We start from the raw sequence: 20,999 nt of genomic DNA on the forward strand, positions 1-20,999 counted from the left end.
GCTGCGACTGTCTGCGCATGACGATCACAGATGAGGACTGCCTCGCCGAGACCCGGGCCTTCAACGAGCAATTCGAGGCTGTCGCGGCGAACCGTCCGGCCCGCGGGCAAGCCCCGAGCGCGGACACGTTGGCGCTCCTGCGGCACAACCGGCTCGGCGGTGACGCCCCACCGGTGAGGCTGCCGCACGCCCAAGGCCGCGTCGTCGAGGGCGGGGTGAAGCTCCGGACGTTCGTACCGGACCGCGTCGAGGGCGTGTACCTGCACATCCACGGAGGCGGCTGGGCATTCGGTTCCGCGGACGGGCAGGATGAACGGCTCTGGCGGCTTGCCGTACAGGCACGGCTGGCCGTGGTGAGCGTGGAGTACCGCCTGGCGCCCGAACACCCGTTCCCTGCCGGGCCCGACGACTGCGAAGCGGCCGCCCGGTGGCTGGTGGAGCACGCCGCGACCGAGTTCGGCACCGAACGGCTGTTGATCGGTGGTGAATCGGCCGGTGCCCACCTGAGCGTCGTGACGTTGCTGCGCCTACGCGACCGGCACGGCATCACCGGCGCGTTCCGGGCGGCCCACCTGCTCTTCGGCCCCTACGACCTGTCGATGACACCGAGCCAGCGGTCATTCGGCCCCAGACAGCTGCTGATCAACACCGACTCACTTCGCGGCATCTACGAGCTCTTCACCCCAGGGATGGACGTGGAGCAGCGCCGCGACCCCGAACTCTCACCCCTGTTCGCGAACCTGGCCGGTCTGCCGCCCGCCCGCATCGTCGTCGGCACCGAGGATCCGCTGCTGGACGACTCCCTGTTCCTGGCCGGGCGCTGGCAGGCGGCGGGCGCGCCCGTGCAACTCGGCGTCGTCGCCGGCGCGATGCACGGCTTCACCCTCTTCCCGCTGACCGTCACCGAGCGGGAACAGCAGCGCGAGCGGGACTTCCTGGCCACCGCGTGACGGTAGCGTCGGCCTCATGAACCGCACGGCCCGGCTCTACGCGCTGGTGGAAGAGTTGCGCGCGGCAGCGCCGCGACCGCTGACGGTCGCGGCGCTCGCCGCGCGATTCGAGATCAGCACCCGCACGGTGCAGCGCGACCTCCAGGCTCTGATGCAGACGGGCGTCCCGGTGCGCACCACACCCGGGCGCGGCGGGGGCTGGTCGATCGCCGCGGAGATGACCCTGCCCCCGATCCACTTCACCACCGATGAAGCCTCCGCACTGACCGCCGCGCTCGCCACGGCCGACGCCTCCACCCCCTACGCCAGCGCGGCCCGCACCGCGGCCCAGAAGATCGCGGCCTCGATGACCGGCCCCGCCTCGACGGCCGCCCAGGAACTCGCCGCACGCATCGTTACGCTGCCGACGCGATCCGACTCCGAGGTCCGCACCGCGGTGGAACAGGCCCTTACCAACAACCTGGCGCTGCGGCTGTCCTACACCGACGCGGCAGGACACGGAAGCACCCGCATCGTGGAACCGGCCGGCCTGCTCACCGCCGAAGGCCGCTGGTACCTCATCGCCTGGTGCCGCACCCGGCGCGCGGGCCGAGGCTTCCGCCTGGACCGGATCACAGCGGCGACTCCCACCGACGAGCAGGCCCAGCCCCACAACCTGGCCGACCTGCTCCTCGGCTCCACCGCCGCCACCGCGGTGCGGCCCGCTGCACTGGCCCCACTCACACCTTCCCGGCCACGGCCCTAGGCGCCAACGCTCCAAATGAGAGCGGTGTCGCCGACGAACCCCGCCACGCCGAGGGCCGTCCCGGCGACGGCGGCCCACAGCCGCCCGACGCCGCGGCGCGCGTGGTGGATGCCCATGGCGCCGAGCACAGTGGCGAGCGCTCCGCCGATGATCGCCCACGGAAGGGTGATAAGCACGAGCGCAGGCACCCAGGCGCCGATAGCAGAGAAGACACCAAGAACGACGGCGGTCGGTCCCAACGCAACGGCAGGCGAATCACTCCGCCCCGACATGGCCCCGACCTCGGACCCGGACACGCTCGACTCGGACATGACCTGCACCTCCGTGGGACGAATTCCCGTTCCGCGCTGATCGTACCGAGGGGCTGCGACTGCCCCATGGGGGACGGGCGTTGAGCGTGGGCGTCCCGGCGGAGAGAGAGGTGGCGGCCTTTCCGCTTCCAGCGCGGACGATGCCCGGAGCGTTGGCACGATGCCGCCTCCAGTTCCAGGAGCGTCGCCCTGTAACAATCCCACACACAATGGTCACCAGTCGCCCACAGCCGGGCACCATATGCGCATGCAAGATAACGCAGCGTCCTCATTGGCTCCGCCGTCGCCTCTTCCCAAGCGGCGGAATGCGGTCCTCAGGCTGTACGACGCGCCCCTCTACCGTGATGGGGCGTTTTGGAACACCGTCGGATGGGGCTTGATCGCCGGCATCTCCATCCCGACCACCCCGCCTACCGAACCGAACCTTCCGACCCTCTGGTTGGACACGCTGCTCGCCATCGTCATCATGGTCGCCACCCTGGGCATCATCCCCGCCTGGCTCCGGCTGGTCATCAGGCGCTGGCGGTGGAGCAGGCAGTCACCTCGGTACGACGTCCCGGCATCACCAGCCCATGCCGCTCAGGAGGCCGTGGTCGCACCGCCTCTTGAGCCCCCGGGTGCGCAGGCGTCCCCGGGTGCGCAGGCGCCCGTGGGTGCGCAGGCGCCCCCGGCGGTCGCTTTGTCTTCGACCACCGCGCCATCGGCGCAGTCGGCAGCCTCCGTACGGCGGGCTCCGGCTGAGTTACTCGCGGACGCGCGGAATGCATTGCCGCATCCCGTTGCCCGCGCCGTCCGCGCGTTGCAACAGGCGTATACCCCCAAGGAGAAGTACGAGGCACTGCTCGACGCCGCTGAGACCCTGGCTATCACTGTCAGCGTCACGGCGGCGGCCCTGCTCCAGGGGCAGGTCGAAAGTCGATCGGGTAGTCAGGAGTACGGGCAGGGGCTGGGACAGTACAACCTCTCCGCGCTCCGGAAGGCGTACCTGGCAAAAGGCGTCATGTTCGGCACATGGACAACGTGGCTCGATAAACTCCGGCCGCTTGCTGCCGACCATCCTGATCTGGTCGTCGGACTTCACCAGGCTCTCCAGGACACGCCGGACGACCCCGGGATCGTTGGACACCTCAATGCCTTGCGGGAAGAGCGCAATCGAGCCGCTCACGGCAACAAGCCCAAGAGTCAGCCCGAGTCCGCTCTACGCGTGGCCGAGTGCACACACCATCTCGAACGCGCCCTGACCAAGGCGCAGTTCCTCAAGGATATTCCCTGGTTGTTCACGGTGTCATGTGTCTACCAGCCGAGGTCGCGAACCTTTGATGTCGTCGCGGAAGACGCGATGGGTGACCACCCGGACTTCGAGCGGCGAACCTTCACCTGGGCGCGCCCGGTCGGCAACGAACTCTTTTATTTACTGGGACCGGAAGGACCTGTTTCCCTGTCGCCTTTTGTGGCCAATCTCTTCTGCTCGCAATGTCGGCAGATGGAAGTTTGTTATGCCTATAAGGTCAGCAAAGGCAGCGGGGCCGCTATTTTCAAGAGCTTTGGGCGAGGGCATGAGATTGCCGCCGCCGAAATGGGGGACGAGATCCGCTCACTTCCCGATCAGGGGTGATCAGGCAATGCAAGATCAGTCCCGGTTCGGCGGTGGCGAGCCGTAGGGCGGTATGGAGCCCATGGGTACAGCGCTGGACTCTCCCACCGTCGGAGAGTCCACCATGACGGCATGCACGAAGAACTCCTCACCATCGGGCGCTTCGCCCGCCTGTGCCGGCTCAGCATCAAGCAGCTCCGGCACTACGACGAGACGGGGCTCTTGGCTCCGGTCCGCGTGGACGCCAACTCCGGCTATCGCTATTACGCGCCTGAGCAGGCACGTGATGCCCTGACCGTTGCCCTGCTCCGCGAGATGGATCTTCCCCTGGCTGTGATCGCCCAGGCGCTGGCCGCCGAGCCTGAATCCAGGGCACAGATCCTGCGCGCCGAGCGGGACCGGCTGGCCGAGCGGATCAGCAGGGATCAGGCACGGCTGGAGATGCTGGAGCGGCTGGCGGAGGGCGGCCTTCCCGGCTATGAGGTGACGATGGGTTCAGAGCCGGAGCGGCGGCTGGCGGTGGTGCGGGCGGTCTGTGCCTTCGAGGAGATCGGAGAGACCCTCGGGGCATGCGTGGGCCGGCTGTTGCCCGTGCTCGGCAAGGGGGGAACCGCATGGGAGCCGCCGCTGTGGGGGCTGTATCCGCTGGATCTGGAAGAGCGGATGGAGATCGCCGTCGGAGCGCAGACCTCGCAGGGGGAGGGGACGCCCGGCCTGGAGTTCCAGACGCTGCCCGGCGGGCCCGTCGCCGAGACCGTGCACATCGGGTCCTACGCCCAGTTGCCCCTGGCCTACAACGCTCTCTTCGCCGCTGTCCATGAGCGCGGGCTGCGTCCGCAAGCGCCGGTACGTGAGGTCTATCTCGTCGGGCCGGCAGAGGCACCGCAAGAAGAATGGATGACCCGGCTGATCATCCCCGTCCAGGAGAGCACGGCATGACCACAGTGATCGACCTTGACGCCCGTGGTACGCAGCACTGCGAGACGTCGGCTCTGGGGGTGCTGCTGCGGCACCAGGGCCTCGATCTGTCCGAACCCATGCTCTTCGGTCTCGGCTCCGGCCTGTCCTTCATCTACTGGGACAGCAAGAGCATGGGCTTCCCCTTCCTCGGGGGACGGGTCAAGCCCTTCGAGCTGACCAGGAACCTGGCCACCGGACTCGGGCTGGACCTCCAGGTCCAGGAGACCACCTCCCCTCGCCGGGCATGGGAGAACGTGGCGGCCCACATCGAGGCCGGCCGCCCCGTCGGACTGCAACTCGACAGCTACCACCTGGACTACTTCGGGTCGAAGGTGCACTTCGGCGGTCATGTCGTCGCCATGTACGGCTACGACGACCACGACGCGTACCTGGTGGACACCGACCAGCAAGGCGGAACGGTATCCACCAGCCTGACCAGCCTCGCCCGGGCCAGGGGCGCCCGCGGCCCGATGACCGCCAAGCACCGGTCCTTCACCCTCACCGCCCCGAGCAACCTGCCCACCCCACAGGCCCATATCATTCCCGCCATCACCGCCTGCGCCGACGCCTTCCTCAACCCGCCCATCGCCAACCTCGGCCACCGAGGCATCGAAAAGGCTGCCAAGCGGGTACGCACATGGCTCGAGCGGACCGACAACCCGCAGCGGGACCTTCCGCAGGCCGCCCTCCTGATGGAGCAGGCCGGCACCGGCGGCGCCCTGTTCCGCAACCTCTACCGCGACTTCCTCGCCGAATGCACCCAACTGCTCGACAGTGACCACCTGCGCACCGGCCACGGGCTGTACAGCGAGGCGGCCACCCTATGGACGCAAGTCGCCGCACTCATCACCCACGCCGGTGCATCAGGCGATACGCAGTGCCTCGTACAGGCCGGCGCCATCCTCCACGACCTTTCCCGCATAGAGCACGCGGCCATGCGGGCGCTGAGCTGCATGGCGAGTGAGCCCCCCAGCGCGATCCAGCCTTGAGTCAGCATCGTGTCCGAGCCCCTACTGGGCCCCGTGCCTGATCAACCTCTGACTATTGGCGGGAGAGGGCCCGGGTGACGCCCGCGGCGAGGGCGGTGGCCAGCAGCCAGCCCGCGCCGATCAGGAGCCAGGCGATCCAGTGGGTCGGCCAAGTCGGCTGGAACGCCCGCTCCTGGCCGAAGTCGATCACGGGAAGGAGCAGGTCCCGGCTGTACATCACGGGGTTGAGCACCGGATGGGGCGTACCACTGAGCTGCTGGGGCCGGTGCAGGGCGAAGACGGTGGTTCCGGTGGCGAGCAGGGCCAGCAGCCATACCGCGGCACGTTCCGGCACGTAGCCGTACCCGACGGTGGCATCCTGCGCATACCCCCAAGCCCGGGCGTACCAGGGGAGGGTCGTACGGTGGTGACGCTGGCGGGTCAGCAGCACGGTCCGGGCATCGCGGTCCTGGCCGATGGACTGGTAGACGGTGGCGAGCTGTTGGTACGGCTGGGGCCTGTACCCGTCGGGATCGCGGTTCAGCAGCTCAAGGCGATCGTTGACGGCCAGGTGCGGTTCCAGCGACCGGTAGACCAGCCCGTCGAGTTGGAGCGGCGGCTGCTCGTGACCGTCGTCATGGAGCCGGAGTACACCGATGGCCGCGTGGCGCAGGTCCATGCCCCCCGTGGCCCGTGCGGGGCGGAGGAGCAGTTCCCCGGCCTGGAGGTGAGGGCAGGAGAGGGCGTTTCCCTGGGCGGGGGTGAGGGACGCCGCATCGAAGCTGACCGATCCGCCGACGGTGGCGCCGGTCAGCGTGATGGCTCCGTCGGCACGGAAGCCCTCGCCGCAATCGATGCTCGTGGTGACCTGGATACCGTGGGCGGACAGGGCCTCACCGCCGGGTTGGCGCAGAGCGGCCCCGCGCAGGTGCAGACCTTCACTAAGGCGCGCCTGAAGCAGCCGCAGCTCCCCGTCGGCGCGGAATCCGTCGGTCCCGACGACACCCTTCGCCTCCAGGCGTGCGCCGTCCAGGGCCACATCGCCGGCATGGGAGAGGTGCGCGCCCTGGAGGAGCAGGCTCCCGCTGATACGGGCGTCATGCACGTTGACCGCGCCCTGAACGCGACAGTTCATCAGGTCGAGGTTTCCGTCAACCGTCGTGGCGCCCATTCCAAGCCCCGGTAGGTACGAGCCGCCGAAGCTGGTCACCCGAAGTGTGGCCCCGTACAGCTGCGGCGCCTCCTCGAACCAGCACTCCTCCAGCCACAGCACGCAGCACACCTCGGCGAAGACCAGGCGCAGCTTCCCCGATATCCGGGCACCCACCAGGTGGACCATCGGAGTCTCACCGCCGATGGCATCGGCACCGCCCAGCAGCAACGTGCGGATCACCGAGGCCCGCACCTGCCGCTCCGGCCCCCAACCGCCGCCGTCCACCACCGGTCCGCCGACCGCGTCGCGCGGACGCAGGTCGACTTCGCCCCCTGCGGCGAATGCCTCCCAGAGCCGGAGTTCCGGGCCGGTGAGGTCATCTGGGCGCATCCGGGAGCCCTCCGGCTGGTCGGGAGCGGGGCCCGCCCATGATCAAGCCGGGCGAGGTGGCGGCCGCGAGCGTAGCCACGTGCTCTGGGATGCCCACCCTCTCGGCCCAGCAGTCCCCAGTTCTTCAGCCGGGTTCTGTCTGCCGACATCGTCGTGTCAGGGCCGCGCATCCCGCACGGCCTCGGCGATGACGGTGGTCACCACCTTGCGGAGCGCCCCGGCGTCCGGCGGCCCGGCTTCGCGGTCCGCGAAGAGCAGGTGCCCGGCGCCGATCAACGTCGGCGCGAGCGCGTCGATGTCGGCGTCGGGCGCGATGCGCCCCCGGTCCCGCTCGGCGGCGAGGTAGGAGGCGATCATGGCTGTGGCCTCCGTCAGGAGCGGCACGCCGGTCGGCGTGGTTTCGCGGAGCCGGGCGCGTAGCTCGTCGCGCGAGGTGACGAGGCCGATGATGGCCACGGCGACCGACTCGAACAGGGTCGTCAGCGTGTCGGCGAGGTGATCGGCGACGGTGCTGGTCCCGGCGGAGTCGCGCAGGGCGGCGGACTGATGGTCGAGCCGGGCGATGCGATCCAGGACGAGCTCGGCGAGGAAGGCGTCGAAGTCGGCGAAGTGCCGGTGCAGGACGCCCTTGGCGCAACCCGCCTCCGTGGTGACCGCCCGACTGGTCAGCGCGCTCGGCCCGTCCCGGAGCAGGACTCGCTCGGCGGCGTGGAACAGCTGCTCGCGCACATCACGCATGGCCACCCCTGTCGGCACCGTGCGTCCCTCCTCACCTCATCGGGCCCGCTCCGTTGACGAGTGGGCATGTGCCCACTCATAGTGGGCGCATGCCCACTCTACCGTTTTCCGAGAACGAGCCTTATCAACACCGACAGATGGCGGAGTCGTTCGGCTCGGATGCCGAACGCTACGACCAGGCTCGGCCCCGCTATCCCCAAGCCATGGTGGACCGGATCGCCACCGGCAGTCCCGGCCTCGACGTCCTCGACATCCTCGACGCCGGCTGTGGCACCGGTATCGCGGCCCGGCAGTTCCAGGCCGCGGGCCGCACGGTGCTCGGGATCGAGCCGGACGCGCGGATGGCCGAGGTGGCGCGGCGGCTCGGGACCGAGGTCGACGTCGCGACGTTCGAAGCCTGGGACCCGGGCGGTCGGCAATTCGACGCCGTGATCGCGGGCCAGGCATGGCACTGGATCGACCCGGTCGCGGGAGCGGCCAAGGCCGCTCAGGTCCTGCGGCCCCGCGCCCGACTGGCCGCGTTCTGGAACGTTTTCCAGCTCCCGCCCGATCTGGCGGAAGCCGTCGCCGCGATCTGCCAACGGGTCGTGCCCGACGCGCCGTTCGACTTCCGGGCGATGACGCGGGCCGGCCTGGACGCCAACCAGCCGATACTCACCAAGGCCGCCGACGGGATGCGAGAGGCGGGCGCGTTCGGCGAACCGGAGCAGTGGCGGTTCGACTGGGAGCGGACCTACACCCGGGACGCGTGGCTGGACCAGATCCCCACCCAGGGCGTCTTCACCCGGCTCCCTTCGGAGAAGCTGGCGGAGGTGCTGGAGGGCGTGGGTGCGGCCATCGACGCGATGGGCGGCAGCTTCACGATGCCGTACGCGACGGTGGTGATCACCGCGACGCGAACTGCCGCGTGATCAACCGGGCGACCGCTACGGACAGGATCAGGCCCCCAGGTCGTGATACATGACGTGCAGTCCGACCGGCCCCAGCTCCGGATGCCGAAACGCGCCCGGCACGGTGCCGATGAGGGTGAACCCGAGGCGCTCGTACAGCCCGACAGCAGGCGCGTTCGAAGCCGCGACCGCATTGAACTGCACGCCGGCGAAGCCGCTGGTCGAGGCCCAGTTGAGCAGATACTGGCCCAGCGCCTGACCGACACCCCGGCCGCGTGCCTCCAACGCCACCATGAAGTTGCCACTGGCAATATGGGCACCGGGACCGGGCCGATTGGGGTACATATTCGAGGTGCCGAGCACCCGCTCGCCCTCTACGGCCACCACGACATGTCCCGGGGGCGGCACCACCCACATCTCGTGTGCCTGCGCCTCTGTCTGAAGGGGGTCGTAGCAGAAAGTGTCTCCCTTGCGGACAATCTGCTCGACGATCGGCCAGACCTGCGACCAGTCACGCTCCTCGAACGCCCGGATTTCCATCCGCCATACGCTAGCGACGGCGTTCATCCCTTTCGACCGGATTTCTCGTGGGAATCAGTCTGATGCGGCCGTCGCCGCGCCACCCGTTCATTCGCCAGGGCGGGACTCGGCCCCCTGCTCGATGAGGCATCGGCGCCCCGCCGAGAGCATGGCGAGGGCCCGGGGGGACCCGCGCAGGCGGTCGGTCAGGGCGTCCGTCAGGACGAGGAGGCAGCGGGGGTCCACCGAGCGGGCGGCGAGGTAGGTCGCGGCGAAGGCGAGGTGGCCGGTGAAGACGCGCTCGTCGTCCACGAAGAGGGCCGCTGCCAGGGAATCCAGCAACCGGCCGAGGAAGTCGGCGGCCTCCTCGTGTGCCATGCCCGAGCGGCTCCGCAGGCCGGGGAGCACGTCACGCAGCGCGCAGGTCACATGATCGAGCAGCTCGGGGCGTCGCCGGACGAGTACGGCGTACGCCTCGACGGCACCGGCCTGGACCGACGACTCCCCACACCTCACCGGGGGCCAGGGGTGAAGCAGTGCTTCCGCGGCGCTACGGGCGTCGGCCGCGTACAGGTCCGCGCCCAGGGCGTACGCCCATGTGCCCTGGGGGCCGAACCCCGGCCCGCCCGTCATGACGGGAACGCCGGCGCATCTGCAGGTCTCGATCTGCCGGTGGGCGAGCGGAAGGTTCCACGACAGGGTGCACGAGAGAGCGACCACGTCAGGGCCGTTCTGGTGGATGTCCGAGAGAAGCTCGTGCGGGGAGACCGAGCCGCCGAGTGAGCGCACCTGGAAGCCGCGCAGCCGCAGCACCTCGGTGAGGATGTGGGAGGGCAGAACGTGCCATTCGCCGTCGCTGCACGCCACCAGCACATCGCGTGGTGAGCCGGCCCCCCCAGCGGTGCGGGCGGTGTCGCGGGTGCGGGCGGCGGACGCGATCGCGTCCACTGCCAGTCGGCTGACATGGGTGGCGGCGTGCTCCTGCGCCACCGTCCACTCGCCGGACTCCCACCGCTCACCGACTCTCACCTGGGCGGGTGCCACCAGTCCGAGCAGTACGTCCTCCGCGCTCACGCCGCTCGTCACCAGGCCGGTGGCCAGCTCCAGCGCTCCGTCCTCGTCCGCAGCCGCCAGGCAGGTGTCGAAGTCCGCCCGGACGGCGTCGGTGATCCCGGTGCCGCTCATGGGGCCTCGGACTCCCCGGCATGTCCGGACCCGCCGCTGCTCTCGGGCGGACGGTGCGGTGGTGAGCCACGGTGAGGGGGTGCCTGAAGCGTCAGGAGGGAGATGTCGTCGTGCGGGCGGCCGGCGAGCCATTCGGTCGTGAGGAGTTCCAGCCGCTCGGCGACCGAGGGTGCCTGCATGCCGCCGCAGCTGGCCAGCGCGTCGACGAGGCGTTCGTCACCGTAGATCTCACGCCCGCTCGCACCACCTCGTGCCTCGGTGACCCCGTCGCTGTAGAGAAGCATCAGCTCACCGGGTTCGAGACGGCACTCGGTACGGCCGAAACTGGGATCGGGCACCGCTCCGAGGAGCATGCCCTCGCAGACGATTTCCGCCACCTTCCCGTCGCCCCGCAGGACGAGCGGGGAGGGGTGGCCGCCGCTGGCGATCTCCACCTTCACCGAGCCGTCGTCGCAGGGGCGGGCGGAACCCGTGACCAGGGTCGTGAAGCGGTGGCCCGCACTGATCACGAGGTCGTTGAGCAGCCGCAGGTCACCCAGGGGCTCGGGCCCCCGCTGGACCATGGCCAGGGTGCGCATGCTCTGCCGCACCTGGCCCGCCACCACCGCGGCCTCCGCACCCTTGCCGGACACGTCACCGAAGAAGAACGTGACCCCGCCCGCGGCGGAAGGGGCCACATGGTAGAAGTCGCCGCTGATGCGCAGAGCCTCCGCGGCCGGCCGGTAGGCGGCGCCGAGCCTGAGACCGTCGGCCGACGGCAGCGGCTCCGGAGCCATGCTGGCCTGCAGGACGGCGATGGTGTGGGCCTGCTGCGAGTAGAGCGCCGCCGTTGTCAGCGCGAGTCCGGCCCGTATGGCGAACCGATGCGCCAGGTCGATGTCCGCGTCGTCGAAACGGGCACGCTCCGGGCCGCGCAGCATGATCAGCGCACCGGCCGGGACGCCCCCCGCGGCGAGCTGGACCACCAGTGCGGCCTCGCCCTGACCGAGTTCACCGGGCATGACCTCGTCGAGCGCGTCCATCTCCTGGGGACGTAGGACAGTGGGGCGCGGTTGGAGGCCGTACAGCGCGTCCGCGACCTTGGGCGCCCGTTCCAGCGTCTCGACGGCCACCTCCCCGGAGCACCGGGCATCGCCCGGACCTGCCCGGTGCCAGTGGGTACGCCGTCCGCTCGCGGGCAGGACGACCACGGACGCGTCCGCCAGCTTCGGGATCACGATGTCGACCAGCGCATGGACGGTACGGCCGTGGTGGAGCGAGGCGCCCAGGCGCCGGGTGGTCTCCTCCAGAAAGGCCGACTTCTCGCGCTCGTGGGCGAGGGCGGCCTCGGCCTCCTGGGCGCTGCTGACCTGATGGACCAGCCACACCGTGAGCCCACCGGCGGTGTGCAGGCGACCGTTGAGCCCGCGGCCCTCGTAAGCGGTGGAGAAGTGCTCCGCTTGTTGGGCGGCGGCCCGGGCGAGGGGCGCGGCCGCTGACATGGTGACCGGGCTGCCCGGGCGCAACCGGGGGAAGAGGTGGGCGGCGGCGCGGTTGAATCCGCGGACGGGCCCGTCGACCTGATCGCAGATGACGACGGCCTCGTCAACAAGATCCAGCAGCTCCCCCAGCTGCGCCGGGGCACAGCCCCATATACCCCCGCCGCCGCTGTCGTCCGTCATCGGCCACCGCCTCTTGCGTATGACGCCGCTACGCCCATAGTGCCCGAGTTGCTCCACCTTCCATTCTGTTTGTCCAGTGTGGTTGTCGCATGGGTGCGTCGGGGCGGGCGTCCCCGGAGGGCTGAGGGGCGCAGGGGCTGACTACCGGAGCGGACGTCAGCCCTCCGCCGGGGCCACCCCGATCGGGCAGGAGACGCCCGTGCCGCCGAGCCTGTCGTGCCATGTGACCCGTTGGCGTGCTGCTCGTCGTTCCTCTCATGCCTCGTGAAGACGGGAAGGTCGTCCGTTGGACAGGGGGCTACCTGGGCGAGACGCAGTCACCGGGCGGGCAGCGGGTGTCCGAGTTAGATGTGGGGGAAGGGTGGGATGATTCGGACGATCACGATGAGTTGGTCTCGCGGTGCCACCAGGAAGTGGAACCAGCCGTCCGCCGCGTCCATGCGGCGCATGCCTCCCGGCCGGGGGCCATTGCCGAAATCGCTGACGTCGACTCCTATCCCTGCCAGGCCGACCAGTTGCTCCGCGAGACGCTCGACTTCAGCCACCACGTGAGCGGGGATGCCGCCTGCGACGTGGGCGTGATCGGGGTCGTATTCCCAGCGCCAGTCGGCGCTCACCGCGGCGGGAAGCCGAGCGCGGCGTATGCGTCGTCCAGGATCTTGCCGAGAGCGGATGCGGCGCGGCGGGCCTGCGTCGCGTCACCGATCCCGGCGGTGTCCTCCCAATGACGGAACTCTTTCGCGACATTCGGCTGCCGCTGGATGTGGATGTAGACGGCCCACTGGGCGATGAACCGCTGGAGGGGGGCGAGATCGGAAGCTTGGCGGGACTGATCGGCGGCCTGATCCAGCTCCCGTGTGAAGGCGGGCAGGGCGGCGGGCGCGATCTGCGCGACGGCCTGGCGAAGGGCCGTGACAGTGGCAGGCGGCTGAGGGATGAGTGGCTGCCCGGCGCTGGAGGTGGTCATTGCTGCTCCCATGGGCGAGATTCTGATCCCTGGGAGCAGCGTATCGAGTCCAAGCTCGATCACATCGCCCGAATGAGTGGGGCGGAGGCCTCAGCTTCCAGCGGGGGCGATGCCCGTAGGACAGGAGCCACCCCCGGACGGGTCGCTTAGCTTGACGCCCGTGCCGCCGAGCCCGCGCTGCCGTGTGTCCCTCGGAAGGTGTGTGCCGCTCCGGTGGCCGGGCTCGCGAACGAATCCGACTGATTCGGTCGGCCCCTGGACATACCGGTGGCCGCGACAGCCGCTGTGAGCACACAGGCACAGGGCGGGGCGGCGTCTTCGGGCCCGGTGCGGGCCTCCGGAAGAGGGCGGGTTCAGAGGAAGCTCAGAGCTTCCTCTGACAGTCTGGCGCGCCTCACAGGCCGACACACGGAGTGCCCGTGCGCGCGCCGACTTCTCATGGTCACTTTCTGGAGGAACAAAAGATGAGCATCTCCGTTGTCAACGGCCTGCCCGCACACGTCCTGGTCGTGCACTTCGTCGTCGTGCTCGTTCCCCTGAGCGCCCTGGCGGTCGTGGTCGGCGCGATATGGCCGAGTGCCGCCCGGCGGATGGGGGTGGTGCTTCCACTTCTGGCCCTCGTGACACTGGCGAGTGTGCCCGTGGCCACGAACGCCGGCGAGTGGCTGGAGGAGCACGTCGACAGCGACGCCCTGGTGCGCAGGCACGCCGAACTGGGCGACGGGTTGCTTCCCTGGGCGGCGGGCCTGTTCGCGCTGGCGACGGCGGTCTGGTGGACGACCCGCAGGTCGGCGTCGGCGGAGGCGGCCCCCGGAGAGTGGACCCGGGCGGCCACCCCCCGGTCCGCTCTGATCGTCCGTGCAGCGGCAGTGGTGCTCTCCGTCGTGGTGGCCGCGGGCGCCGTGGTGGACGTGTACCGGATCGGCGACTCCGGAGCGAAGGCCGCCTGGCACGACGGCTTCTCCAAGACCGCCGATGCCGGCGGACATGGTGACGACGACTGACACCCTCGGCCCGGTTGCCAGTAGGTGACGGGGCCGAAGCCGCCGCCGAAGCGATCCGGATCCGCTACAAGGCACGCGTCCCGCGTCGGCCGGTCGCCCTCGCTGTGCGCGCGGAGGCCCTCAGCTTCCAGCGGGGGCGATCCCTGTCGGGCAGGAGCCGCCGTCCGACGGGTCACTCAGCTTGACGCCCGTGCCGCCGATGCCGCAGTAGCCGGCCGGGTTCTTGTCCAAGTACTGCTGGTGATACTCCTGTCCCTCGGGCAATATTAGTCTGGGACGACTACAGGGGGCGGTATGACCAACGACTCTCAGTTAGTGCCGGTGGTGGCCTACGCGCGGATCTCCGCAGATCTGGCCAGGGACGGGCACGGAGTCGAAGATCAGCACAGGGTGAACGACGAGACGGCTGCAACGCTGGGCCTGAAGATCGTTCACTACTACACGGACAACGATCTTTCAGCGGCCAAAGCCGATCTTGTGCGGCCCGACTTCGAGGCCATGCTGAGGGCGCTCAAGGCCGGACGCCTCCCGGATGGCCAGCCGGTGCGTGGCGCGATCGTCGTTGCGGATGACCGATTGGTGCGGCGCGTCGGCGACTACGAGCGCTTCGTGGATGCCCTGACTTACGAGGACGGGCGGGTGTACGCGGACGCCAAAGGGCTGAAGGATCTCTACAACGAAGACGTTGAGTCCATGGGGCTGTTCGGTGTTGTCATCGCGAAGGCGGAAGTGCGCAAGATCAAGCGGCGCACCCGTCGCTCGCATCGGCGGCGGGCGGAGGAGGGAATCCCTGTCGGGGGGAAACGGCCGTTCGGGTGGAAGGACGACAAGCTAACGCTTGAGCCAGATGAGGCCGCACTTTTGGCCGAAGCTGCGCGGGACGTGATCGCAGGGAAATCCTTGCACTCCATTCAGCTTCGATGGAATGACGCGGGGGTGCGAACGGTCCATGGCAACGAATGGCGAAGCCGGTCACTCAAGCTGGCACTATGGAATCCTCGGCTGTGCGGCTGGCGCAAGCACAACGGGGAGTTGGTGCGAGATGCCAACGGCCTCCCCGTAGTCGGTAAATGGGAGTCTATTATTACGCCGAAGGAATGGATGGCCATCGATGCTCTCTTTTCGGCGCGGATTGGGCCTAACATCAAGGCGGACGGTTCGGTCACGGACTATCGCACTCCCTCATACCTCCTCACTGGGATTCTTCGGTGTGGGAAGCCCAAGGAAGGCGGGCAGATCTGTAACGCCCCTTTGCGGGTGAGTGCCAGGCCGGATCTGTCAGGCGGGTACGTCTACCAGTGTCAGAGCCGGTCCATGGGTGGCTGTGGTGGAAGTGCCCGGAACGGCGCCAAGGTCGACGAGTACATCACGGAAGCGGTCCTGGCGAAGCTGGAGGAGCGTACTGCGGCCAAGACTCAGCTAGATGCCGAGTGGGGTGGGCAGGAGGAACTTGATCGCCTCATGGTCAAGCAGCGGAAGATGTTGCAGGCTTGGCAGGAAGACCAGATCTCGGATGAGCTGTTCTTCCCGGAGAACCACAAGATGGAGTCCCGGATCAAGGTACTTCGCAAGGAGCGGACGCAGCACGCCTTGCAGGTTCAGCGTGCTTCAGTGGTCACGGAGAATGTCCGGGAGCAGTGGTATTCGGGGAAGCTCGATATGGCCCAGAAGCGTGCTCTCATCCGCGAAGCACTGCATGCTGTGATCGTTCTTCCAGTCGGCGGAGGGGGTAGGCGCCCGTTTAACCCTGACCTCCTCGTTCCCAGGTGGGCGGAAAGCTAGACTCAATACGGCGAAGAGGGGCGGGGTGGTTGCGCCCCCTCTTTGGTGTTCGCTGCGATTATCCTTGTGTATGCTTCCTTCTCGTTTTATGATCTCGCCGATCGCCTTCCACGAGATCAACGCCGAGTATCCTGGAAATGCGACGCCACCGTTCTTCGCTCCAAGCGGGAGCGTTGGCCGCTTGCTTTCGTCCCCATTCGCGGGCGCTGATATGGGTCATGTGTCGCACCCCTGCTGCCCACGGAAGTTATGTGCTATTTCCTCGCTCGCTATTTCTCGGTTCCGGGTGAGGTCTTCGGCGATTCCAGCGGCGATGAGGGCCGCGCCGGGGGTGTGGCCGGAACCGACGTAGCGCCAAGCCGCTTCCGCGACTGTGTGTGCCTCCTTGGCTGTCTCGGCGCCGGTGCGCTGATGCTCTGCCCGTTCAGCGCGTAGCGCGGCGTAGGTGGTGGAGTAACGCCGGGACTTGGTGAGGATGTGTCCCCGGTAGCCGAGCGTGTGAGCCCACGCGCGCAGCCGCAGGTCTTCCAGTTCTGGCAGGCCGCCCAGGCGCCAGCAGGTGCCCATCAGAGCCCGTACATGGCCGGACACCTGAGCCGTACGGATGTCCTCCGGACCGCTCACCCGGTGGTCGAGTCCGGCAGCGGTGTCGGCGGCGCCTTTGGCGACGTACTTGGCCACATAGGCTGCCACCGCGTCATCGGACACCCCGGCGCCGTCACCGAACGAGCGGATCGGCCGGACGTCGAGCTGTGCACCCCAGCTGAGGACTTCCGCCCCGTAGGCGGCCGACTCGGGGACCCGGACGGTCACGGAAGCGGCAGCGGCGCGTACGGCGTCGGCGAGCAACTCCGGAGTGGCCCAAGAGGGCGGGGCCGCGCCGGGACCGGAGGGGCCGTCCAAGCGCACCACGGCATGGAAGTGGATGGCCGCGCGTTGTTGGTACTCGGCCGCCTTCGCGAACGACACCATCAGGTGAGCACCTAGCCGGGACCGGGGGACGCCAGCCGCTGAGGCGAGGTGGCGACGTACGGCGGTGGTGAAGCGGTCCCTCAGCCGCCCGGCGTGCGCGTGCCATAGGACGTGGCCGGGGTAGTCGTAACAGGCCGGACAGACCGGCTGGCCTGTTAGCGGATCACCTTCGCTGTGGGTGAGTGAGCAGCTCAGCGGTGTTCCGTGTGCGCACCGTGGACGGTCCGCCGGGGGCGGCAAGGGGAGTCGTCGTCGGCGATGCGGTGCACAGGGCCGAAACCGGGGGCGGTCAGAGTGACGAACAGCCGGGGCCGGTCGCGTACCGCCTCGGGCACGGTCTTGCCGCCCGTCAGGCCGGAGCGCACCAGGTGGAAGGTATCCCCGGCATACAGTCGTGAGCAGGGAGCGCAGACGGTGGCGCGTCGGTTACGGCACCGTACGGCCAGTCGTTCGCCGGGTTCGTCGGCGGTGGAGTAGGCGTAGAGCACTTCGCCCGTGTGGGCGTCACGGGTGATAGTTGAGCCGGACAGGTAGATCGGGTGGGCGCAGCCGCCGATGGCTTTGATCTGTTCCAGCCAGCGGGTGAAGCCCGGATCTTGGGCGAGGCGGACGGTGTCCCTGTCAGCTTCGGAGAGCAGACGCAGGCGCCTTTCGCGCACCAGCTCGGCCGAGCGGTCAGCACAGGCGGTCGACAGGGATCGGGTGAAGTGGACGCGCGAAGCGTCGGACAAGTGCCACCTTCCAGGGGAGCGAGAGCAATCGGACCGGAGGACCACCTCGCAGGGCGTGTCCCTCCTGGCTGTTCCTGACGCCGCGTCAGGTGGACTTCGATCGCTTTGGCTGACCTAGTCAGCCGATGCTCCTCTGGGCTGTTGGTTGACCCTCGTTGGGCCGTCACTGGTGCCTATATATTCCCAGGTGCCCGCGCCCACGGGCCAGCGAATATTCGCCCCTCAGCCCTGCTGGCCTGACCGGCCCAGACCCCGGAAGGCAGCGCAGTGCGCACGGTCAGCCGACCGCCCCGGCGCCCTTCATGCCGCAGCGCCCGATGACCGAATGGATGTGGCGGAAACCGTCTTCACTTACCCAAGGGCGCGCCTTGCGGCGCGCCGGGCGGTCTGGCCGCCTCGCCGGGCTGCGGCCTGGCGGCCGGTCCCGACGGGCGCCCCACCGCCCGTATTGCCAGCGCATCTTGAGGCGCGCGGACACGCCCATCCGCCTGTCGGGGCTGATGCGTTGTGGCTGGTGGCCGACGGCCTCCGAGGCTTTAGACAGCCGCCACGGGGCGAGCCTCTAAGAACAGGGGGCCGATCGGTCGCAAACGCGGGCAGGATCACAGACCCGCCCGATTCGCCGGGCCAGCGTAAGGCCCACTGTTCTCTCGCCCCGTGGCAGCTCCCGTCCAAAGCCTCTACGGCCGGCGGCGTGCCCACGGCGCACCGACCGGGCACCGCGCCTCACTCCTCGGGTTCGGGCAGCCGCTTGCCTCTGCTCTCGGCCACCCGCAGGGCATCGCGCAGCGCCTCGCAGAGACGGTTTCCAAGGAACCGTAATTCCCCGGCGCTCACCTTCTTTTCGTTCAGCATCTCCTGGCCGATGGCGAGGAGTTCCGTTCCTGTGCGTAGCTGTACGTCCTCCATCTCGTCCGCGACCTGCGAGACGTAACCGTGGTGATCGGTGACGAGATAGCACGGCTTGCCACTCGGATCGGACCAGGGGAGAAGTCGGGGGCGTGCGCTCATCGGTTCACCACCTCTGGCCCGGCACAGCGATGTGCGGACAACCACGACTGTTCGCCCCGACCGGCGATACGCTCTCTCATGTTGGCGCTCCTCGCAGCGTTGACCACGCCCCCGGACCGTTCGCCCGGTCGCGGGGGTACACCTAGGCAACCCCTGTGGCACTTCAGCGGGTAGCGTCTGTAGGGGTGTTGAAAGGTGTTGGTTCCGCATTCGTTCATGACCGAAGGCCGTGAATCATGAAAACGCCGAACGAAAAGCTGTCCGATTGGCTGGATCGATCGGGAATGAGCCAAGGCGAGTTAGCCCGACGAACAAGAGTTCAAGCCAAGCAATGGGGACAGCCGCATATTGCCCCAGATGCCACGAGCGTTCGACGCTGGCTGACCGGAGAACAACCCCGGCCCCCGGTACCCGACATCCTGGCGGATGTGTTCTCAGCGGCCATGGGCTACCGAGTCACGACCTACGATCTGGGGCTCGGCGACAGCGCGACGGCGGACAGGGGGCTTGTGTACAGCCCTTCCTTCCTGGCTACCGTGGAAGCCGTTGCCGACTTGGGGAGGGCCGACGTGGACCGTCGTAAGTTCTTGGCCTCAGCACCGTTCGCCGCCGTGGCGGGCATCGGACCAAGCCGGGACTGGCTGTTGAGCACGCTCGACCAGCAGCCCAAGCCCGGCCCCCGGGTGAGGCTGGAGGACGTCAGCGCCGTTCGGAACATGTTCGGCGTCTTCCAGCAGATGGACATCTTCCAGGGTGGCGGTTCGGGCCGCGTCACCTTGGCCGCGTACATGAACGCCCATGTGTTCCCGCTTCTCCGTCGCACGCACACCGAGCGGGTACGGCGTGCTCTCTGCGAGGCCGCCGCCGAGCAGACGTATCTGCTGGGTTGGATGGCGTACGACAACGGGGAGCACGGGGCGGCGCAGCGCTACCTGATCCAGTCGCTCCGTCTCGCCGAGGAGTCGCGCAACCCGGCCCTCGGCGCGCATGTGCTCGCCGGGATGGCGGATCAGGCCACGCTTCTCGGGCATCCCGAGGAGGGCCGCAGGCTGGCCCAGTCGGGCCGTGCGGGACTCATCAAGTCAACATCCCCCGCATGTCTCGCCGATCTCTGGGCGCTGGAGGCTCGCGCTTGCGCCAAGCTCGGTGACAAGCGTGCGGCAGTGTCGGCGGTCGCGAAGTCGGAGACCTCGTACGAGAGCGTGCGCCCCGAGGAGGAACAGGAGTGGGCGGCGTTCATCGACCCGGCGTACTTGCACGGGGAGCACGCCAACACTTTCCGTGATCTAGGCGAGCCGGAGAACGCCAAAGAACACGCCCGCAGGTCAATCGACCAAGCCCGCAAGCAGAAGCGTGCCCGCCGGGGTGCCATGTCCCATGCGGCGCTGGCTGCTTCGCATCTCCAGGACAAGGATCTGGAAGCGGCGCACGCTGCGGGAGTACGGACGATCTCTCTCACACGGCAGGTCAAGTCGTCGCGAGCGGTCGAGGCTGTCCAGGACTTGCAGAAGCGCATGAAGCCGTTCGGCAGGCACCGCCTGGTCGCGGACTTCAACGAACGAGCGCGCGAACTGGTGGCTGCCTGACACGCGCAGCACCAGTACAGCAGGCCCCCTGGCAAGGTCGGGGGCCTGCTATCTGGAGCGCAACCGAATGGCTCACAGTCGGCCCGATCGGTCATGGCGCGGACCGGTGAGGTAGCGGATCAGGTAGCTACGGGGATGACCGCGTGGCATGGATGCGGCAAAATCGCTCCTCATGGATCAGGGGGCTGCGGCGGTATGGGCCGCTGCTGTTGCTGGCTTCTCAAGCGCTGCGGGAGCCGCCATTGGTGCCGTATCGGCAGGGCGCTCGGCGCGTGAAACGGTCGTCCAAACGGCTGTGGAGGAGAGGGGCCACAGGCATGAGAAAAGGCGGCTGGAGAGCTATGCCGCGTTCAGGAGCAAGGTCAGCGCGGCAATCGAGGCTCTGGATGAAGCGGTGCAAGCGCTACGCGATGGCCAACACGCCACGCAGGAAACCTTCGCCAAAGCGATCCGAGCTGTCTGGCTCAGCCAACAGGACGACGTGTGGCCATTTGCCCAACCCCAAGTCATCAACGCGGCGGCAGCGGTTCACAACTGCCTGGACCGCGCTTCTGGAGCCGTAGCATCCCTTCTCGCCCATCCCGAGGACGCCAGAGACGAGCACACGCCGAGGATGCAGCGGTGGGCGCATCACATCGAAGAGGTGAGCACGGCCTACATGTTGTTCTCGACATGTGTCGGTGAGGCTACCTACGGGACGTAGTGCAGGGAGCTAAGCCAGTAGCTCCGGGAGATCCAACCGTAGTGTCTGACCTCCCGGACCCGCGCAGCTCACCCCTGGGAGAACCTCGCGGCACCGATCGGGCAAGCGAAACCCGTCCAGTCAATGCCACAGTAGTCGCTTTTGTTGCGATCAAGATGTAGCTGGTGAGCTGCTGTCCA

General features: G+C 68.5%; 19 protein-coding genes and 2 pseudogenes. 10 read left to right on the plus strand and 11 right to left on the minus strand.

All coding sequences use genetic code 11. The annotated features are described in order from the left end of the window. Nucleotides 1-17 precede the first annotated feature (17 nt). On the plus strand, nucleotides 18-950 hold the full coding sequence (locus ACFYOY_RS21895; RefSeq protein ID WP_388588943.1) for an alpha/beta hydrolase: 933 nt from the start codon (nucleotides 18-20) through the stop codon (nucleotides 948-950). A gap of 16 nt (nucleotides 951-966) precedes the next feature. Continuing rightward, nucleotides 967-1,695: a helix-turn-helix transcriptional regulator gene (locus tag ACFYOY_RS21900; RefSeq protein ID WP_388588945.1), complete on the plus strand. Its 729-nt coding sequence runs from the start codon at nucleotides 967-969 to the stop codon at nucleotides 1,693-1,695. Here ACFYOY_RS21900 and ACFYOY_RS21905 read toward each other — a convergent pair. After that, nucleotides 1,692-2,006, minus strand: a complete 315-nt coding sequence (locus ACFYOY_RS21905; protein WP_388588948.1) for a hypothetical protein — start codon at nucleotides 2,004-2,006, stop codon at nucleotides 1,692-1,694. The two genes, ACFYOY_RS21900 and ACFYOY_RS21905, sit on opposite strands and share 4 nt — an antisense overlap. 247 nt (nucleotides 2,007-2,253) lie before the next feature. Here ACFYOY_RS21905 and ACFYOY_RS21910 point away from each other — a divergent pair, with 247 nt between their 5' ends. The 3 genes from ACFYOY_RS21910 to ACFYOY_RS21920 all read left to right on the plus strand — a co-directional run bounded on the left by ACFYOY_RS21910 (nucleotide 2,254) and on the right by ACFYOY_RS21920 (nucleotide 5,549). Further along, on the plus strand, nucleotides 2,254-3,621 hold the full coding sequence (locus ACFYOY_RS21910; protein WP_388588950.1) for a hypothetical protein: 1,368 nt from the start codon (nucleotides 2,254-2,256) through the stop codon (nucleotides 3,619-3,621). Nucleotides 3,622-3,732: 111 nt separating this feature from the next. After that, nucleotides 3,733-4,539 carry a MerR family transcriptional regulator gene (locus ACFYOY_RS21915; protein WP_351886958.1) on the plus strand — a complete coding sequence of 269 codons (807 nt, stop codon included), beginning with the start codon at nucleotides 3,733-3,735 and terminating at the stop codon, nucleotides 4,537-4,539. After that, the gene (locus ACFYOY_RS21920; RefSeq protein ID WP_351886961.1) at nucleotides 4,536-5,549 is read left to right on the plus strand and encodes a BtrH N-terminal domain-containing protein; all 1,014 of its coding nucleotides are present in this window, start codon (nucleotides 4,536-4,538) and stop codon (nucleotides 5,547-5,549) included. Before ACFYOY_RS21915 ends, ACFYOY_RS21920 begins: the two co-directional genes overlap by 4 nt. A 52-nt stretch (nucleotides 5,550-5,601) precedes the next feature. Here ACFYOY_RS21920 and ACFYOY_RS21925 read toward each other — a convergent pair whose 3' ends face one another. Both ACFYOY_RS21925 and ACFYOY_RS21930 read right to left on the minus strand, forming a co-directional pair. Continuing rightward, nucleotides 5,602-7,071, minus strand: coding sequence for a membrane-associated oxidoreductase (locus ACFYOY_RS21925; RefSeq protein WP_351886964.1), 1,470 nt, complete (start codon nucleotides 7,069-7,071; stop codon nucleotides 5,602-5,604). Nucleotides 7,072-7,227: 156 nt separating this feature from the next. Continuing rightward, nucleotides 7,228-7,827, minus strand: a complete 600-nt coding sequence (locus ACFYOY_RS21930) for a TetR/AcrR family transcriptional regulator (protein ID WP_388588953.1) — start codon at nucleotides 7,825-7,827, stop codon at nucleotides 7,228-7,230. Between the two features lie 119 nt (nucleotides 7,828-7,946). On the opposite strand from ACFYOY_RS21930, the gene ACFYOY_RS21935 reads away from it, so the two are divergent. Next, nucleotides 7,947-8,720: a class I SAM-dependent methyltransferase gene (locus ACFYOY_RS21935; RefSeq protein WP_351886970.1), complete on the plus strand. Its 774-nt coding sequence runs from the start codon at nucleotides 7,947-7,949 to the stop codon at nucleotides 8,718-8,720. Between the two features lie 27 nt (nucleotides 8,721-8,747). On the opposite strand, the gene ACFYOY_RS21940 is transcribed toward ACFYOY_RS21935, so the two are convergent. From ACFYOY_RS21940 to ACFYOY_RS21960, 5 genes are all read right to left on the minus strand, one after another. Beyond that, a complete protein-coding gene (locus ACFYOY_RS21940; protein WP_351886973.1) occupies nucleotides 8,748-9,239 on the minus strand; it encodes a GNAT family N-acetyltransferase in 492 nt (163 codons plus the stop codon). Between the two features lie 87 nt (nucleotides 9,240-9,326). Continuing rightward, nucleotides 9,327-10,403, minus strand: coding sequence for a cobalamin-dependent protein (locus ACFYOY_RS21945; protein WP_351886976.1), 1,077 nt, complete (start codon nucleotides 10,401-10,403; stop codon nucleotides 9,327-9,329). Next, nucleotides 10,400-12,064 carry a PP2C family protein-serine/threonine phosphatase gene (locus tag ACFYOY_RS21950; protein ID WP_388588957.1) on the minus strand — a complete coding sequence of 555 codons (1,665 nt, stop codon included), beginning with the start codon at nucleotides 12,062-12,064 and terminating at the stop codon, nucleotides 10,400-10,402. Before ACFYOY_RS21950 ends, ACFYOY_RS21945 begins: the two co-directional genes overlap by 4 nt. A gap of 344 nt (nucleotides 12,065-12,408) precedes the next feature. Then, nucleotides 12,409-12,681, minus strand: a complete 273-nt coding sequence (locus tag ACFYOY_RS21955; RefSeq protein WP_351886981.1) for a hypothetical protein — start codon at nucleotides 12,679-12,681, stop codon at nucleotides 12,409-12,411. Then, nucleotides 12,678-13,031, minus strand: a complete 354-nt coding sequence (locus ACFYOY_RS21960; protein WP_351887285.1) for a DUF6247 family protein — start codon at nucleotides 13,029-13,031, stop codon at nucleotides 12,678-12,680. The genes ACFYOY_RS21955 and ACFYOY_RS21960 overlap by 4 nt, the downstream gene beginning before the upstream one ends. A 464-nt stretch (nucleotides 13,032-13,495) precedes the next feature. Here ACFYOY_RS21960 and ACFYOY_RS21965 point away from each other — a divergent pair, with 464 nt between their 5' ends. Beyond that, the gene (locus ACFYOY_RS21965; RefSeq protein ID WP_388588960.1) at nucleotides 13,496-14,035 is read left to right on the plus strand and encodes a DUF2231 domain-containing protein; all 540 of its coding nucleotides are present in this window, start codon (nucleotides 13,496-13,498) and stop codon (nucleotides 14,033-14,035) included. A 120-nt stretch (nucleotides 14,036-14,155) separates the two neighbouring features. On the opposite strand, the pseudogene ACFYOY_RS21970 reads toward ACFYOY_RS21965, so the two are convergent. After that, nucleotides 14,156-14,287, minus strand: a pseudogene (locus ACFYOY_RS21970) (peptide-methionine (S)-S-oxide reductase); the annotation flags it as partial. 42 nt (nucleotides 14,288-14,329) lie between these two features. On the opposite strand from ACFYOY_RS21970, the gene ACFYOY_RS21975 reads away from it, so the two are divergent. After that, complete coding sequence (locus ACFYOY_RS21975) at nucleotides 14,330-15,817, plus strand: recombinase family protein (protein ID WP_351886987.1); 1,488 nt, start codon at nucleotides 14,330-14,332, stop codon at nucleotides 15,815-15,817. Between the two features lie 216 nt (nucleotides 15,818-16,033). Here the strand turns inward: ACFYOY_RS21975 and ACFYOY_RS21980 are convergent. Next, a pseudogene (locus ACFYOY_RS21980) lies at nucleotides 16,034-17,565 on the minus strand (replication initiator). A gap of 681 nt (nucleotides 17,566-18,246) precedes the next feature. Continuing rightward, nucleotides 18,247-18,531, minus strand: coding sequence for a hypothetical protein (locus tag ACFYOY_RS21985; protein ID WP_351886989.1), 285 nt, complete (start codon nucleotides 18,529-18,531; stop codon nucleotides 18,247-18,249). A gap of 236 nt (nucleotides 18,532-18,767) precedes the next feature. On the opposite strand from ACFYOY_RS21985, the gene ACFYOY_RS21990 reads away from it, so the two are divergent. Both ACFYOY_RS21990 and ACFYOY_RS21995 read left to right on the plus strand, forming a co-directional pair. After that, nucleotides 18,768-20,117: a transcriptional regulator gene (locus tag ACFYOY_RS21990; RefSeq protein WP_351886992.1), complete on the plus strand. Its 1,350-nt coding sequence runs from the start codon at nucleotides 18,768-18,770 to the stop codon at nucleotides 20,115-20,117. A gap of 148 nt (nucleotides 20,118-20,265) precedes the next feature. Then, nucleotides 20,266-20,820 (plus strand): hypothetical protein, encoded by a 555-nt coding sequence (locus tag ACFYOY_RS21995; RefSeq protein ID WP_351886994.1) that lies wholly within the window; start codon nucleotides 20,266-20,268, stop codon nucleotides 20,818-20,820. The last annotated feature ends 179 nt before the right edge of the window (nucleotides 20,821-20,999 follow it).

The organism is Streptomyces sp. NPDC007875, assembly GCF_042868035.1.
GTDB classification, from domain to species: Bacteria; Actinomycetota; Actinomycetes; order Streptomycetales; family Streptomycetaceae; genus Streptomyces; species Streptomyces antimycoticus.